15 protein-coding genes are annotated in these 14170 nt (G+C 63.6%); 7 read left to right on the forward strand and 8 right to left on the reverse strand.

The features are described from left to right. Nucleotides 1-47 precede the first annotated feature (47 nt). From N5C88_RS18590 to N5C88_RS18600, 3 genes are all read right to left on the reverse strand, one after another. Nucleotides 48-239 (reverse strand): hypothetical protein, encoded by a 192-nt coding sequence (locus N5C88_RS18590; protein ID WP_251878881.1) that lies wholly within the window; start codon nucleotides 237-239, stop codon nucleotides 48-50. A gap of 304 nt (nucleotides 240-543) precedes the next feature. Further along, the gene (locus N5C88_RS18595; protein WP_280015954.1) at nucleotides 544-1533 is read right to left on the reverse strand and encodes a tripartite tricarboxylate transporter substrate binding protein; all 990 of its coding nucleotides are present in this window, start codon (nucleotides 1531-1533) and stop codon (nucleotides 544-546) included. Between the two features lie 134 nt (nucleotides 1534-1667). Then, the gene (locus N5C88_RS18600; RefSeq protein ID WP_280015955.1) at nucleotides 1668-2567 is read right to left on the reverse strand and encodes a LysR family transcriptional regulator; all 900 of its coding nucleotides are present in this window, start codon (nucleotides 2565-2567) and stop codon (nucleotides 1668-1670) included. A gap of 27 nt (nucleotides 2568-2594) precedes the next feature. Between N5C88_RS18600 and N5C88_RS18605 the strand changes: the two genes are divergently transcribed. Beyond that, on the forward strand, nucleotides 2595-3329 hold the full coding sequence (locus N5C88_RS18605) for an SDR family oxidoreductase (RefSeq protein ID WP_280015956.1): 735 nt from the start codon (nucleotides 2595-2597) through the stop codon (nucleotides 3327-3329). Nucleotides 3330-3357: 28 nt separating this feature from the next. Here the strand turns inward: N5C88_RS18605 and gstA are convergent, their stop codons facing one another. Beyond that, the gene (gstA, locus tag N5C88_RS18610; protein ID WP_280015957.1) at nucleotides 3358-3963 is read right to left on the reverse strand and encodes a glutathione transferase GstA; all 606 of its coding nucleotides are present in this window, start codon (nucleotides 3961-3963) and stop codon (nucleotides 3358-3360) included. Nucleotides 3964-4060: 97 nt separating this feature from the next. On the opposite strand from gstA, the gene N5C88_RS18615 reads away from it, so the two are divergent. Both N5C88_RS18615 and N5C88_RS18620 read left to right on the forward strand, forming a co-directional pair. Next, nucleotides 4061-4969 (forward strand): LysR family transcriptional regulator, encoded by a 909-nt coding sequence (locus N5C88_RS18615; protein WP_251878873.1) that lies wholly within the window; start codon nucleotides 4061-4063, stop codon nucleotides 4967-4969. A 110-nt stretch (nucleotides 4970-5079) separates the two neighbouring features. Next, on the forward strand, nucleotides 5080-5928 hold the full coding sequence (locus N5C88_RS18620; protein WP_280015958.1) for a DMT family transporter: 849 nt from the start codon (nucleotides 5080-5082) through the stop codon (nucleotides 5926-5928). Between the two features lie 9 nt (nucleotides 5929-5937). Here N5C88_RS18620 and N5C88_RS18625 read toward each other — a convergent pair whose 3' ends face one another. Then, a complete protein-coding gene (locus N5C88_RS18625) occupies nucleotides 5938-7062 on the reverse strand; it encodes an FUSC family protein (protein WP_280015959.1) in 1125 nt (374 codons plus the stop codon). 140 nt (nucleotides 7063-7202) lie between these two features. On the opposite strand from N5C88_RS18625, the gene N5C88_RS18630 reads away from it, so the two are divergent. After that, nucleotides 7203-8219 carry an amino acid ABC transporter substrate-binding protein gene (locus N5C88_RS18630; protein ID WP_059373945.1) on the forward strand — a complete coding sequence of 339 codons (1017 nt, stop codon included), beginning with the start codon at nucleotides 7203-7205 and terminating at the stop codon, nucleotides 8217-8219. 32 nt (nucleotides 8220-8251) lie between these two features. Here N5C88_RS18630 and N5C88_RS18635 read toward each other — a convergent pair whose 3' ends face one another. Beyond that, nucleotides 8252-9172, reverse strand: a complete 921-nt coding sequence (locus N5C88_RS18635; protein ID WP_059373946.1) for a LysR family transcriptional regulator — start codon at nucleotides 9170-9172, stop codon at nucleotides 8252-8254. Nucleotides 9173-9364: 192 nt separating this feature from the next. Here N5C88_RS18635 and N5C88_RS18640 point away from each other — a divergent pair, with 192 nt between their 5' ends. Together N5C88_RS18640 and N5C88_RS18645 are read left to right on the forward strand one after the other, a co-directional pair. Beyond that, nucleotides 9365-10339 carry a tripartite tricarboxylate transporter substrate binding protein gene (locus tag N5C88_RS18640; protein WP_059373947.1) on the forward strand — a complete coding sequence of 325 codons (975 nt, stop codon included), beginning with the start codon at nucleotides 9365-9367 and terminating at the stop codon, nucleotides 10337-10339. Between the two features lie 11 nt (nucleotides 10340-10350). Next, nucleotides 10351-11796, forward strand: coding sequence for a M81 family metallopeptidase (locus N5C88_RS18645; RefSeq protein ID WP_280015960.1), 1446 nt, complete (start codon nucleotides 10351-10353; stop codon nucleotides 11794-11796). A 74-nt stretch (nucleotides 11797-11870) separates the two neighbouring features. On the opposite strand, the gene N5C88_RS18650 is transcribed toward N5C88_RS18645, so the two are convergent. Beyond that, nucleotides 11871-12830: a DUF3578 domain-containing protein gene (locus N5C88_RS18650; protein WP_118931475.1), complete on the reverse strand. Its 960-nt coding sequence runs from the start codon at nucleotides 12828-12830 to the stop codon at nucleotides 11871-11873. A gap of 229 nt (nucleotides 12831-13059) precedes the next feature. Here N5C88_RS18650 and N5C88_RS18655 point away from each other — a divergent pair, with 229 nt between their 5' ends. Continuing rightward, nucleotides 13060-13341: a peptidylprolyl isomerase gene (locus tag N5C88_RS18655; protein ID WP_059373949.1), complete on the forward strand. Its 282-nt coding sequence runs from the start codon at nucleotides 13060-13062 to the stop codon at nucleotides 13339-13341. 86 nt (nucleotides 13342-13427) lie between these two features. On the opposite strand, the gene N5C88_RS18660 is transcribed toward N5C88_RS18655, so the two are convergent. Beyond that, the gene (locus N5C88_RS18660; RefSeq protein WP_059373950.1) at nucleotides 13428-14168 is read right to left on the reverse strand and encodes an ATP-binding cassette domain-containing protein; all 741 of its coding nucleotides are present in this window, start codon (nucleotides 14166-14168) and stop codon (nucleotides 13428-13430) included. Between the last annotated feature and the right edge of the window lie 2 nt (nucleotides 14169-14170).

Raw genomic sequence — 14170 nt, forward strand, 5'->3', positions numbered from 1 at the left:
GATTGTGCTTGGCATCGTTCAGCCGGGAGCCCGAATGCGCGCGTCGTTCAGTGCGACAGTCGCGCTATTACTTCGCGCCATCCGGGCCAGTCTGTTGTACCTGTAACGCCATCCCCGAGGTTGGTCCTTTCCCATTCGGCAAGCGCCTGCTTTTCCGTTTCGCTCATTTTGGGATGAAGCGTGACAATGCGTTCAATGGTGAGAAGGAAAGGATTCTCTTTGGTGGTCTTTTTGGTCATAACAATTCCTCTTGCATTTCGTTCTTAGGTCCGCAACCTGCGCACTCTGGGCCTCAATATTCCGCCCAGGTGGCCCACGACCAGTCCAGAGCGCGCCTGCCCATTTTCGCTCGGTTTGAGGATGCAAAGACGTGCCAGTTGCTCTCGGTATCGAGAGGTCGTCCAAATCTCGCATGAACTTGATGTATGGCACCTTCAATGCAGAGCACCACATCCTCAATTCAACGACGTCTAGGCGCCTCTGACCTCTCTCGCACTTGCTGACGAACGATTGCGTCTCTGTGCCTAGTTTCCCGCGAGACGGTCAATTCACGGTCACGCCCGCCTCGCGCACCACATCGCCCCACAAGGAAATCTCCTTCACGATCTGATCGCGAAAGTCCTGCGGGCTACCAGGCGCGGCCTCTTCCCCGGTAGCCTTCAGACGATCAGCCATCTCGGGCATGACAACCGCCGCATTGATCGCGGCGTTGAGCTTGGCCTGCACCTGCGGCGGCACGCCCTTGGGCGCGATGATGCCGTACCACACCGTCACGTCATAGGGCACGCCAGCCTCGCGCACCGTCGGGATGTCGGGCGCCGAGGACACGCGCTGCGGCAAGGTCACGGCCAGCACCTTCAGGCGCTTGTCCTCGCGATAAGGCAGCGTCGAACCCGCCGTGGTCAGCATTACGTTGACCTGGCCTGATACCGTGTCCGTCAGAGCCGGCGCGGACCCCTTGTAGGGGATGTGGACCATGGTGATACCGGCCGTCTTCAAGAAGGCCTCCATCGCCAGATGCGATATGCCGCCCGTGCCGGACGAGGCATAGGTCAATCCGCCCGGCTTCTTCTTGGCCAGGGCCACCAGATCGCCCAGGCTGTCCGCCGGCACGCCGGGATTGACCGACACGAAGAAGGGGGCACGCGCGATCATGCCGATCGGCGTCATGTCTTCCACCGGATCGAACGGCAGCTTGTACAGGCTGGGGTTGACGGAATAGCTATTGGAAATCAAGGTCAGGGTGTAGCCATCGGGCGCTGCCTTCAGGCCCTGCTCCACGCCCAGCTTGCCGCCCGCGCCTGGGCGGTTCTCCACCACCACGGGCTGCTTCAGGCCATCGGACAGCAACTGCCCCAGAAGACGCGCGATCCCGTCATTGCCGCCTCCAGCGGCAAAGGGCACGATCAGCTTGATCGGCTGTGAAGGGTAGTCGTCCGCGTGCGCATTGGAAACCGATGCGGCAAACGCCACGGCAGCCAGCGTCATCCCCAGTACCGCCTTGCCCAGCTTGGCGCCGGATAGCATCGTCATAGTTATCTCCTCTCTTATCGGCCGCTGCGCGGCCACGTTTATTGGCGAAAAGGCGCAAGACTACAACTTAACGAGTGAAGTTGCAGTCTTGCGCCCTGCTTTCCGCGACGCTCGGTTGCGTTGGCCGGTCTTTTTTATGTTGCGTGCGTGGCCTGAAACGCATGATCCCGAAACCGCTCCACCAGGGTTGCCACGGCGGATTTGTCCAGCGCTTGCACCGCATAGCAAAGCCCGATGCGCCGCGACATCTCCAACCCTTCCAGCGGCCTGGTCTCCACGCCGGCCTGACTGCAAGCAAGGGACTCCGGCGCAACGCATATGCCTGCGCCAGCCGCCGTCAATGCCAATGCCAGGCGCAGCGATCCTGCGTGGGCGGCCGGCGTGTTTGCCCCGGCGCCATAGTAGGGAAGCAGACGCTGATGCGTCGGATGATCCGGGCACACGATCCAAGGCAATGCGGCTTCGGCGCCGCTGCCTGCCGGTCTGGCCAGCACGTAAGGATCGACGGATAGCGGCAGGAACAGCTCGTCCTCGCAGCGCTCGTCTTCGGTCGCCAGCCGGGCATCGCCCTGACAACCCTCAAGCAGGCTCACGAAAAGCGTCGGCACGGCCTCCCGCGCCGCGCGCATGAAGGCGGCGATGTCCTGTCCCGCGATATCCGCCTCCACGCCGATTTCGATGCGCGACGCAGACGAACCCTGGCGAAACTGATGCGTCATCGAGTCCGTTTGCGACAGGATGCGGCGCGCCTGCGGATACAAGATGCGGGCGTCCTCCGTCACGGCCACGCCGCGCGCCTGGCGCGCGAACAATTGCGTGCCCAGCAAGTCCTCCAGGCTCTTGATCGTGCCGGACAGAGCGGGCTGGCTCAGGTGCAGACGGCGGGCAGCGGCCGTGATGTTGCGCTCTTCGAAGACGGCGACAAAGGCCTTGAGCTGACGGCTATCCATAAGTTTTTCCGATTTCTTCCAAAGGAATAAACCATTTCTCAGGGAAAACCCCTGGGAATAGAATGATTCCCGACACTCAAGCATACATAAAACCGATACCAGGAGTCCGCCATGTCTACCTTGAAAAAGCCTCTCGTCATCATCACGGGCGCCAGTTCCGGCATAGGCCTGGCCACCGCCCGCCTGTTCTCGGCCCACGGCCACCCGCTGCTGCTGCTGGCCCGCCGGCTGGAAAAAATGCAGGCGCTGAACCTGCCCGACACCCTGGCGCTATCCGTGGACGTGACCGACCGCGTCGCGCTGGCCGCCGCTGTGCAGGAAGGCGAGGCGCGCTTCGGTCCGGCCGATGCGCTCATCAACAATGCGGGCGTCATGCTGTTGGGCGACATCACGCGCCAGGACCCGGAGCAATGGGACCGGATGCTGGACGTGAACGTCAAAGGCGTGCTGAACGGCGTGCATGCGGTCGCGGCGGGCATGGTCCAGCGCAAGCGCGGCAGCATCATCAACATCAGTTCAGTGGCCGGGCGCAAGACCTTCCCCAATCACGTGGCTTACGTGGGTACCAAGTTCGCCGTGCACGGCCTCTCGGAAAACCTGCGCGAGGAACTGTCGGCGCACAACGTGCGCGTGACCACCATCGCGCCGGGCGCCGTGGAAACCGAGCTGCTGGGCCATACCACCGACGCGGACATCAAGACGGGCTACGAAGCCTGGAAGGCCGAGATGGGCGGCAAGGTGCTGGCCGCCGAGGACGTAGCCAACGCCATCCACTACGCCTATGCACAGCCGGAAGGCGTGTGCGTGCGGGAAATCGTGCTGGCGGCCACGCGCCAGCAAGCATGAGGCATCCGTTGCCGTGACCGTATGACGTTCAGCCCTGCGCCTCCGCGCGCAGCGCGGCCCGCACCGCAGGGCGCTCTCCGATGCGCGCGGCGTATGCCGCCAGGGAAGGCCAGCGATCCAGGTCGATCGCGAAGAACCTGCACCACCCCAGCACGGTAAACAGATAGGCATCGGCCACGCTGAACTGCTCGCCCATCAAGTAGGTGCTTTCGGCCAGGATGCCGTCCAGGTAGTCGAAGCGCTTGTAGAGCCGTTCGCGGAAATGCGCCTTGGCGGCTTCGGGCAAGGCAGTCTGGAACAAGGGCGCCGAGCCCGCGTGGATCTCGCTACTCACGAAACTGAGCCATTCCTGCAGGCGTGTACGCTCGCGCGTGCCGTTGAGCGGCGCTAGCTGCATGGCGGGCCGCAGGTCGGCAAGGTACTGAACGATGGCCGGCCCTTCCGTCAGCACGTCGCCCTGGTCCAGTTCCAGCGCGGCGACATAGCCTTTGGGATTGATGGTGCGGAAATCGCGGCCGTCCGCGGTCTGCTTGGTCTGGTTGTTTACCTTGACCAGTTCGAATGGCAGCTCCAGTTCGCGCAAGACGATATGCGGCGACAGCGAGCAGGTATGCGGGGCGTAGTAGAGCTTCATGACATCTCCAGGGAACAACAGGGGAGCAGTCTCTCGCGCCGCGACACACAGGTAAAATTAATGCTCCATTCTCTTATCATTAGCTCAGCTACTTAATATGTTGAACCTGGGGCATTGGCGCCTGCTCGTCGCGACGGCCGACACGGCCAACATCTCGCGCGCCGCCGAGCGCGTGGGCATTACCCAGTCCGGCGCCAGCCAGGCCATTGCGCAACTGGAAGCGTCGCTGGGGCTCCAGGTTTTCACCCGTTCGCGCAAGGAAGTGGCGGTAACCGCCCTGGGCGAACAGGTCATCGATCACGCCCGCGCGATGCTGTCTCACCTGGAGTCCATCCGCGCGCTTGCCGACGACAGCCAGGGACTGAGCCAGGGCCGTATCCGCCTGGGCAGCTTTCCTTCGGTCATCTCGACGCTGCTGCCCTCCCTGCTGCATAGCTTCCGGCAGCGCCACCCCGGCATCGAGGTGGTGGCCTTGGAAGGTACGGATGAAGAGGTCGAGGATTGGCTGTCGCGCGGCGCCATCGATCTGGGCGTGGTGATGAACCCCACAGCACCAAGGCAAGCCCTGATCCTGGGCCGCGACCGCTGGATGGCGCTGCTGCCCGGCGCACACCCATTCAGCCGCCGCGCGTCGTCGCGGGGTATTGCGCTGGCCGACTTGGCCGATGAGCCGTTCATTCTGGCGACCGGCGGCTGTGCCGTGAATGGCCTGAGCCTTGCGCGCAAGGCCGGGCTGGAGCTCAACGACATCCGCGTTACGGTCCGCGATTGGGCCAGCGCCTGCGCGTTGGTGCGCGAGGGCATGGGGGCCGCAGTGGTTCCCGAGTCCACCCTGCCCTCGGACATGCGCCAGCTCCGGGCCTTGCCGCTGACGCCGGCGGCGCGCAGGGAGTTCGGCCTGGTGCGCTCCGCGGCCAGCCGGAAATCCGCGGCGGTGGACGCGCTTTGGAAGCATGCAGCCCTCGCCTTCAGTCCAAAGGCTTCGGCCAAAGTACGTACCCGCTGAGACGAACCGCACGCGCATCCCCCTCCCCCCGGCAGTGGAAACTCCGCGCTACGATCTGGTTGTCGTTCCATCTGGATTCGCGAAGCGCTGCCCTAGGGAAACAACGCGCCATGACACCCCGCCTGTACGCGCTTACCCTGCTCTCCATGCTCGCCTTCGCCGGCAACTCGCTGCTGTGCCGCCTTGCGCTCAAGCACACCGCCATCGATCCCGCCACCTTCGTGGCCATCCGCATCGCTTCCGGCGCATTGGTGCTGTGGCTGGTGTTGCGCCTTCGCAAACCGGCGAAACAGCTGGAAGGCAATTGGCGTGGTGCGTCGGCGCTGCTGGCCTATGCCGTGGCCTTCGCCTATGCGTACACCCAGATCTCGGCTGGCACGGGCGCCTTGCTGCTGTTCGCGTCGATCCAGATCAGCATGATCCTGTATGGATTCTTCATCGGCGAGAGGCTGAGCGCCACGCAGGGGCTGGGCATAGGACTGGCGGTGGCCGGTCTGGTGATCCTGATGCTGCCCAGCGTCAGCGCGCCGCCGTTGTTCCACGCCTTGCTGATGATAGTGGCCGGCATCGCGTGGGGCGCCTATTCGTTGCTGGGCCGCGGCGCCAAGGACGCGGCGTCGGCGACGGCGGGCAACTTCATCCGCGCCACGCCTGTCGCGTTGCTGCTATTCCTGCTGCATGGGCTGAGTTCACGCGTGAGCTACGATGCCGCGGGCGTGGCATATGCCGTGGCTTCCGGTGCGGTGACCTCAGGCCTGGGCTATGTCTTCTGGTACGCGGCGCTCAAAGGCCTGAAAGTGACTCACGCCGCCACCGTGCAGCTCAGCGTGCCGGTGTTGACGGCATTTGGCGGGACCCTGTTCCTGGATGAGCCTGTGACCGGCATCCTGGTAACGGCGTCGGTACTGATCCTGCTCGGCATCGCGTTGGTGGTGCTGGTCAAGAAGCAGCTCCCCTGACAGCCCGCTTCAATTCACCCGCTTGGGCAGCACCGCCCGCATCCAGCGCGACAGGCGCGGCCGGATGCGCTGGTTATGCAGCAGCACCGCGCCCACGGCGCCGATGAATGCGCCGACCACCGTATCCAGGAAGCGCGCCTCGATGACGGCCGCGGGATAGCCCTGGCCCAGGTGCGGCGCCTCGGCCAGGAAGATCGTCAGGGGCGTGATCAACACCACGGCGCTGGCGTAGTGACGCACCACCAGCGTTTCGATGCCGAACGACAGCGCCATCATCACCAGGCTCAGCGTCCACACGTTCAGCGGCAGGCTCAACAAGGCCCATGCCACGCACAAGCCCACGGCGGTACCCAGGATGCGATGCAGCTGACGGTTCCAGGCCGCCATCAAGGTCGCGCCCTGGATAATGGCCAGGCAGCTGACGGGCACCCAGTACGGGCGCGGCAATTGCAGCAGCTCGGCCACCAGCAGCGACACGCCCACGAAAAGGCCGATGATCACGGAGTCGTAGACCACGAAATCGAACGTGGGCCTGGGCAGCGCGGTTTCGGGCGGCGGCGGCGCGACCCGCGTCATGTGCAGGGAATACACAAACGCCACCAGGCACGCGACCAGGCTACCCAGGGCCACCATGCCGACGCGTGTGGGAATTTCTTCCACGCGCCCCGGCGTGTAGGCCGCGATCGCGGTCGCCATGATGTAGAACAGGCTGCCCGGCGGGCCCAGCCGGTAGCAGCGGCAGACCATGTTCACCACCATGGCAATGAAGGTCAGCGCCACCAGCATGACCGCGGGCCAGAACTGCGTCAGCGCGCCCACGGCATAGCAGGCCACCATGCCGAAGGACGCCGCCAGCAACATCATCATGCGGTGCTGCAGCGAAGAATTGGGCAGGCTCAGGAACACCATGCCGCCCAGGCTGGACATCAGGCCGTAATCCATGCGTCCGAAATAGGCGCCCACCAACAAGGGCAGCCCGGAGGACAGGGCTGCAGCCAGGGGCATTTCCCAGGGCCGGTCGCTGGCGTTGACCCGGATCAGTTCGCGCCACACGCCCAATAGGCGCGTCTTGGCCCAGCTGTACCCGCGCCATGCGGCGGAGCCTCGCTCGGAGGGTTCTTCGTTCTTGTTCATGGACAGGCCTGTAGAAAATTCCGCCGGACGGATTTAACGGGAATTCCCTGATTCTCCCCCCTTATGCCGCTGGCTACCATTCGCCGCACCTCAGCCTTCGGCTGATCGCTACAAATGCGCCGGATGGCGCGGAGACACCCATGAAAGCACTCAAACTGGCCGCGGCAGGCACCGCCTTACTCATTTCGTCCTTGACCGCCCACGCCGGCGCGACTTTCGAGGCGGTAAAGAACAAGGGCTTCGTCCAATGCGGCGTGTCCACCGGCGTCGCCGGCTTCTCGGTGAACGACAGCAAGGGCGGCTGGATCGGCCTGGACGTGGACCTGTGCCGCGCGCTGGCCATCACCATGTTCGGCGACGCTTCCAAGGCCAAGATCATGGCCGTCAGCGCGCTGCAACGCTTCACCGCCCTGCAATCCGGTGAAGTCGACGTGCTGCCCCGCAATACCACGCTCTCGTTGACCCGCGACACCACGCTGGGCCTGATCGGCGTGGGCGTGAACTACTACGACAGCCAGGGCATCATGGTGAACAAGTCCCTGAACGTGAAGAGCGCCAAGGAGCTGGACGGCGCCACGGTCTGCGTGCAGCCCGGCACCACCACCGAACTCAACCTGGCCGACTGGTTCCGCTCGCAGAACATCGTCTTCAAGCCCGTGGTCGTCGAGCGCCTGGACGAGATCATCCGCGCCTTCGCGGTGGGCCGTTGCGACGCCTTCACCGGCGACAAGTCGCAGCTGGCCGCGGCGCGCAGCAACCTCGAAAACCCGGAAAAGTACGACATCCTGCCGGAGAACTTCTCCAAGGAGCCGCTGGGTCCGATGGTCCGCCAGGGTGACGAGCAATGGTTCAACGTCGTGCGCTGGACCCTGTTCGCCATGCTGGAAGCCGAGGAATACGGCATCACGTCCAAGAACGTCGACGAAATGCTCAAGAGCACCAACCCCAACGTGCAGCGCCTTCTGGGCGTGACGCCGGGCATGGGCAAGAACCTGGGCGTGGACGACAAGTGGGCCTACAACATCATCAAGAACATCGGCAACTACGGCGAGAGCTTTGAGAAAAACCTGGGCCCCAGCAGCCCGCTGAAGCTGCCGCGCGGCCTGAACGCTTCTTACCGCGACGGCGGCCTGATGTACGGCTGGCCCGTGCGCTAAAGGCACGGCAGGACGGCGCCAGGCATCGCCCGCTACGGTTTCGCGCCGTGGAACAGCGGCGATGCCTGGATTTTTTCCAGCATGCCTCTTGCGGCGCTGGTCAGCGGCCGATTGGCCCGCACGATCAAGCGCGTCTGCGCCGCTTCGAAGATGGGATTGGTGGTGCGCAGCGCCACCAGCTCGCCTCGCGCGACCTCTTTCACCACCGAGTTCGCCGACGTGAAGGTCAGCCCCAGACGGCTTTCCACATAGCGCTTGAGCGTCACCACCGAGTTGGCGATGAAGTTGGGCGACAGCACGATGTTCTCGGATAGCTCGGCCATCTCGATCAGCTGGCGCAAACCGAAGCCCGGCCCCATCAGCGCGATCGGATAGCGCGCCACGTCCTTCAGCGTCGGCCGCTTGCGCTGCCGGGCCAGCGGATGATCCGGCCACGCGATCACGCACAGCGGATGGTTGCGCGTGTGCACCACGCGTATGCCGGGGTCCGCCGGCGCGCCGAACACCACGCCAATATGCGCGTCGTCGTGCACCACAGCGCGCACCGCATCGGAAGCGCCGGCCACTTTCAGCGAAACCCGCACGCCAGGATGCTGCCGGCAGAACGCATCCACCACGCCGCTCATCAGGATATCGACGAAGCCCTCGCTGGTAACGATCTGGATGTCGCCGCGTTGCAACCCGTTGACCTCATCCAGCCGGGCGCGCAAGGCCTGCTCGCTGGCCTGCCGGTCGCGGCAGTGATCCATCACAATCGCGGCCATGTCGGTGGGCACGATACCGCGGCCCTTGCGCTCCAGCAGCGCCACGCCCAATTCCGTCTCCAGCAGCTGGATCTGGCGGCTGACGATGGAAGGCTCCACGCCCAGGCGTTCCGCCGCCCCGCGCACCGATCCGGTGGTGACCGCCTCGAAGAAGTACTGCAGGCGCCGCGCGCTCAAACCTCCGTCCATACTTGTCCCCATTTGTATGATTTCTTCAAATCGTTGCCTTTTTAGCAACAAACTTCCCCTCAGCTTACATTGATTTACAGGGCGGCGATTGCGAATAATGCGCGTACTTTCAAATCCGCTCGGTTGCGAGCCGCAAGCTGGAAGCCAGCAGCGGCGGCAATGCGAGGTAACGCCCATTTCGAGCCTTAAAGCATGAAACTCTTCGCTTCGATCCTCGCTGCCGCAACCCTGAGCGTATTCAGTCAGCAAGCCGCGGTCGCTTCCCCGGAGGCCGCCTACCCGAGCAAGCCCGTCAAGCTCGTGGTCGGCTACGCGCCGGGCGGCTCGTCCGACGCCGTGGCGCGGCTGATCGCCGGCCGCCTGTCGGACAAGCTGGGCCAGACCTTCGTGGTCGAAAACCGTCCCGGCGCCGCCAGCAACATCGCCGCCGCCACCGTGGCGCGCTCGCCCAACGACGGCTACACCATCCTGCTGGGCTCGAACGCCAGCACCATCAACGTGTCTCTGTACAAGGAACTGTCCTTCGACTTCCAGAAGGACTTCGCGCCGGTGGCGCTGCTGACGCGCTTCCCCAACATCATGGTGGTGAACAACACCGTGCCGGCCAAGACGGTGCAGGAGTTCATCGACTACGCCAAGGCCAACCCCAAGAACATCTTCTTCGCCTCGTCCGGCGCGGGCTCGTCCACGCGCCTGTCGGCGGAACTGTTCAAGATGATGACCGGCGTGCAGATGGAGCACGTGCAGTACAAGGGCAGCGCGCCTGCCCTCACCGACCTGATGGCCGGCCGCATCCAGGTGATGTTCGACACCGCGCCTTCCGTCATGCAGCTCATCCAGGGCGGCAAGCTGCGCGCACTGGGCGTCACCAGCGCTACCGTGCAGCCCTTCGCGCCCGAGATCCCCACCATCGACGCCACCGTCAAGGGCTACGAGATGACGTCCTGGTACGCGCTGTTCGCGCCCACCGGCACGCCCGCGGGCATCGTGGAAAAGCTGAACAAGGAAGTCAACGCGATCCTGGCAGAGAAGGAAATCCAGGAAAAGCTCGCCGGCATGGTCGCCACGCCCGGCGGCGGTACGACCGAAGAACTGCGCCAGCACGTCGCTTCCGAAATCGCCAAGTACGCCGACGTGGTCAAGGCCTCCGGCGCCACCGCGGACTAAGCACTCGTACCATGCGCGTTTTCACCGGTTCGCTGTCCACGGAAACCAATACGTTCGCTCCGCTGCCCACCTCGCTGGATGACTTCGCCGACCGGGGCTACTACCCCGCCGGCACCCATCCCGCCGAGATGACCATCTTCAGCGGACCCCTGTGGGCAGCGCGCCAGCGCGGCGCGCAACACGGCTGGACCGTGATCGAAGGCATGGCCGCCGGCGCCCAGCCCGGCGGCATCACCACCCGCCACGCTTACGAAACGCTGCGCGATGAACTGCTGCGCGACCTGCGGCAAGCGCTGCCGGTCGACATGGTGGTGCTGGGCCTGCACGGCGCCATGGTGGCCGACGGCTACGAAGACTGCGAAGGCGATCTGCTGGCGCGCATACGCGAAATCGTCGGCCCCGAGGTCGTCGTGGGCGCGGAGCTGGATCCGCACTGCCACCTGTCGGACGCCATGGTCGCCAACGCCGACATGCTGGTCGCCTACAAGGAGTATCCCCACACCGACATCCGCGAACGCGCGTTGGAATTGGTGGACTTCTGCGCGGCGCTCGTCGATCGGCGCATTGCTCCTGTGGCCGCCGTGGTCGACTGCGATATGGTCGTCACCATCCGCACGCCACAGGAACCGGCGCGCAGCTACATCGACCGCATCAGCGCGCTGGAAGGCCGCGACGGCATACTCTCCATCTCCTTGGTGCACAGCTTCGCCTGGGGCGATGTGCCAGACATGGGGACCAAGCTGCTGGTCTATGCCGATGGCGATGCCCGAGCCGCCCAGCAACTGGCGCGGCGCCTGGCTGACGAGCTGATAGGCATGCGCGAAGCATTGACGCCCGTCTACCCCAAACCGGACGAAGCCATCGACCAGGCTTTGGCATACGGCGCAACGCCGGTCGTCATCGCCGATGCGGCCGATAATCCGGGCGGGGGTGGTGCGGGTGACTCCACCTTCCTGCTGCGGCGTCTGCTGGAAAGGGGTGTGCGCAATGTGGCTATCGGCCCCATGTGGGACCCCATCGCCGTCCGCATCGCTTTCAGCGCCGGCGTAGGCGCGCGCTTGCCCTTGCGCATCGGGGGCAAGATCAGCCCCCTGTCCGGGGACCCGCTGGACCTGATGTGCACGGTCAAGGCGCTGGTGCCGGACATGGTCATGACGGGGTTGTCCGGATCGCCGGCTGTCGTAGGGAATTCCGCCCTGGTCGAGGCTGATGGCATCGAAATCGTGCTGATCACGGTACGGGCCCAGGCCATGGATACCGATGTCTTCACCCAGCTGGGCTGCCGGTTGGAGGAGAAGACGCTGATCGTGGTGAAGTCGGCGCAGCATTTCCAGGCGTCGTTCGCCAAGGTGGCGCGGGCTGTGGTGTTTGCGGATGCGCCGGGGTCGGCGACGTTGGATTTGCGAGGCTTGACGTATCGGCGCGTGGAAAGGCCCAAGTGGCCAATTGACAGGTGAGAGTTGCATGTCGTCCAGCCTAGCGCCACGCGATCCTGCAACGTTGCAATCATCAAGCCAAACTGACTGAACAGCTACCCAATCTTCCTGGTCGCGAAATGCTTGCTTCTAAACTCATTGACGTCCGAAATATGCTCGGACCGATGGATCATTCGATGGCAATTGGCGCATAGCACAGCGAAATCCGATTCTGGATCCATCGGCACCTTTTGCCCCTTTAGCGTAGCGAGAGGCCGCAGATGGTGCGCCTCAATGTAGCCCTTACCCAGCGCTCCATAGATCTTCTCGAAATCAAGATTACAAACTTCGCAGACACAGCCTTTCTTTGCCTTCACCTGCTTAGTGAGCTTGGCGCTACGCTCCAACCGCGCATGCATCCGAAAGCGCGTCAAATCCTCATACAACAGGTCTTCCGGCTCATCAGCTTCCGACTCTGTGCTAAAGCCACCCACAGTCTCGGCCTCGTAGAGCGTGCCATATAGCGCCAACATAGCCTTCAGATCCTGAACCAACACTTCTTCTGTAGGCAGATCTCCCGCCGGATAGTATTTGGCGCAAATGTTCGCCGCCTCATAAAAGGCCGTATCGTTCGACGACGCGCTGGGAGCAAGGTCGATTTCCAGCAGAGGGAATTGTTTCCAAGCAGAGCCCAGCAAAGCTCTAAAATTCGTCGCCTTCGCCTTCAGCGCTGTCTTGGCATCTGACTTGTAGTGCGCCTTCGCTTCAGTCATCCCCTGGTTCAGACTCAGGTACACCCCTTGCATATCTTCGCGAAACAAGTAGACCGGGTAGTAGCCTGACTGAGCACTCTCGGTAATCGGCGCATAGAACACCCCCAACCATGGGCCGCGCCCCCAATTTCCTTGGCCCGCGCTGCCCTTACAAGTGAGTTGCCGATCGGTGCCGACAATAGCTGCCACCGTATCTCGGAAGTCTCGACGTACGAACTGAGCGAGAGCGTGGCCGGAGAAGGCTTCACCACGCGCCGCTGCATATTCCTCCAGGACCTTACTCAGACACTGCCGGATACTCATGTGCTTTTGGCCTCTTTTTCGGGATGAACTCTTGCGTTATCCCTAAATGAATGATTGAGGCCATTTATAACATTTTGAAATAATCATTAGTAATCAAGGGACTACACAACAAGTCCGAGGTCATTCCTTAGAGCTTTCCACACTCTCGAGTTACCCTAGCAATTCCTGCAGTAGCCCGCTGAATGCGTTACTCTCCCCCTCCCCAATTCAAGTCCGCAAGGAGCCCCAAATGGCACAAGCCTCCGCCCGCCACATCCTCGTCTCCACCGAAGCCAAGGCCAACGAACTGAAGACCGCCATCGAGAACGGCGGCGACTTCGCTCAGCTGGCCAAGGAAAACTCCAGCTGCCCGTCCTCGCGCGACGGCGGCAACCTGGGTACGTTCGGTCCGGGCCAGATGGTCAAGGAATTCGACACCGTGGTGTTCAGCGCCCCGGTCGGCGTGGTCCAGGGTCCCGTGAAGACCCAGTTCGGCTACCACCTGGTTGAAGTGACCAGCCGCAAGGACTAAGTCCCGCTGCTGCACGCGAAAAGGCCGCCGCCAGAAGAATCTGGCGGCGGCCTTTTTTTGTCTGCTCGAAAGAGCGAGCCAGGAATCTATTCCTTGCCCGTCATCACCATGTGCGCCAGCGCATCCGCGTCCAGCCCGGCCACGTCGCGCTCGATGACCTTGGTCCCGCTCTTCAGGATCGCAACCCTGTCCGCCAACGCCACCACGTCGGCCATGTTGTGGCTGATGAGGATCACGGTGCGCCCTTCCTCGCGCAGCTTGCGCACCAGGTTCAGCACCAGCGCGGTTTCCTTGACGCCCAGCGCGGCGGTGGGTTCGTCCATGATGACGACGCGGGCGTCCCAGCGCAGGGCGCGGGCGATGGCGACGGCCTGGCGTTGGCCGCCGGACATGCGTTCCACGGGCCGGTCCATGTCGTCGATGGGCACGGACAGGCGCTGCAGGTAGCCGCGCGCATCCTGCGCCATGCGGCGCTTGTCCAGGACGCTGAACGGACCCACGCGCCGCACCAGTTCGGCGCCCATGAAGATGTTCTCCCAGATCGACAGCCGCGGGGCCAGCGCCAGGTCCTGGTAGATGGTGGCGATGCCTTGCACCAGGGCGTCGTGGGGCGAGCCGAACATGACCTGCTGGCCGTTCAAGCTCATCGCGCCGCCGCTGGGTTCCTGCGCGCCGGAGATGATGCGGATGAGCGTGGACTTGCCCGCGCCGTTGTCGCCGCAGATGGCCATGACTTTGCCCTGGGGCACGTCCAGGTCCACGCCCTTCAGGGCTTCGACGGCGCCATACGACTTCTTGATCTGGCGTAGCGACAACGCGGCGGTCATGG

Source organism: Achromobacter sp. GD03932 (assembly GCF_029839485.1).
GTDB lineage: Bacteria > Pseudomonadota > Gammaproteobacteria > Burkholderiales > Burkholderiaceae_B > Achromobacter > Achromobacter bronchisepticus_A.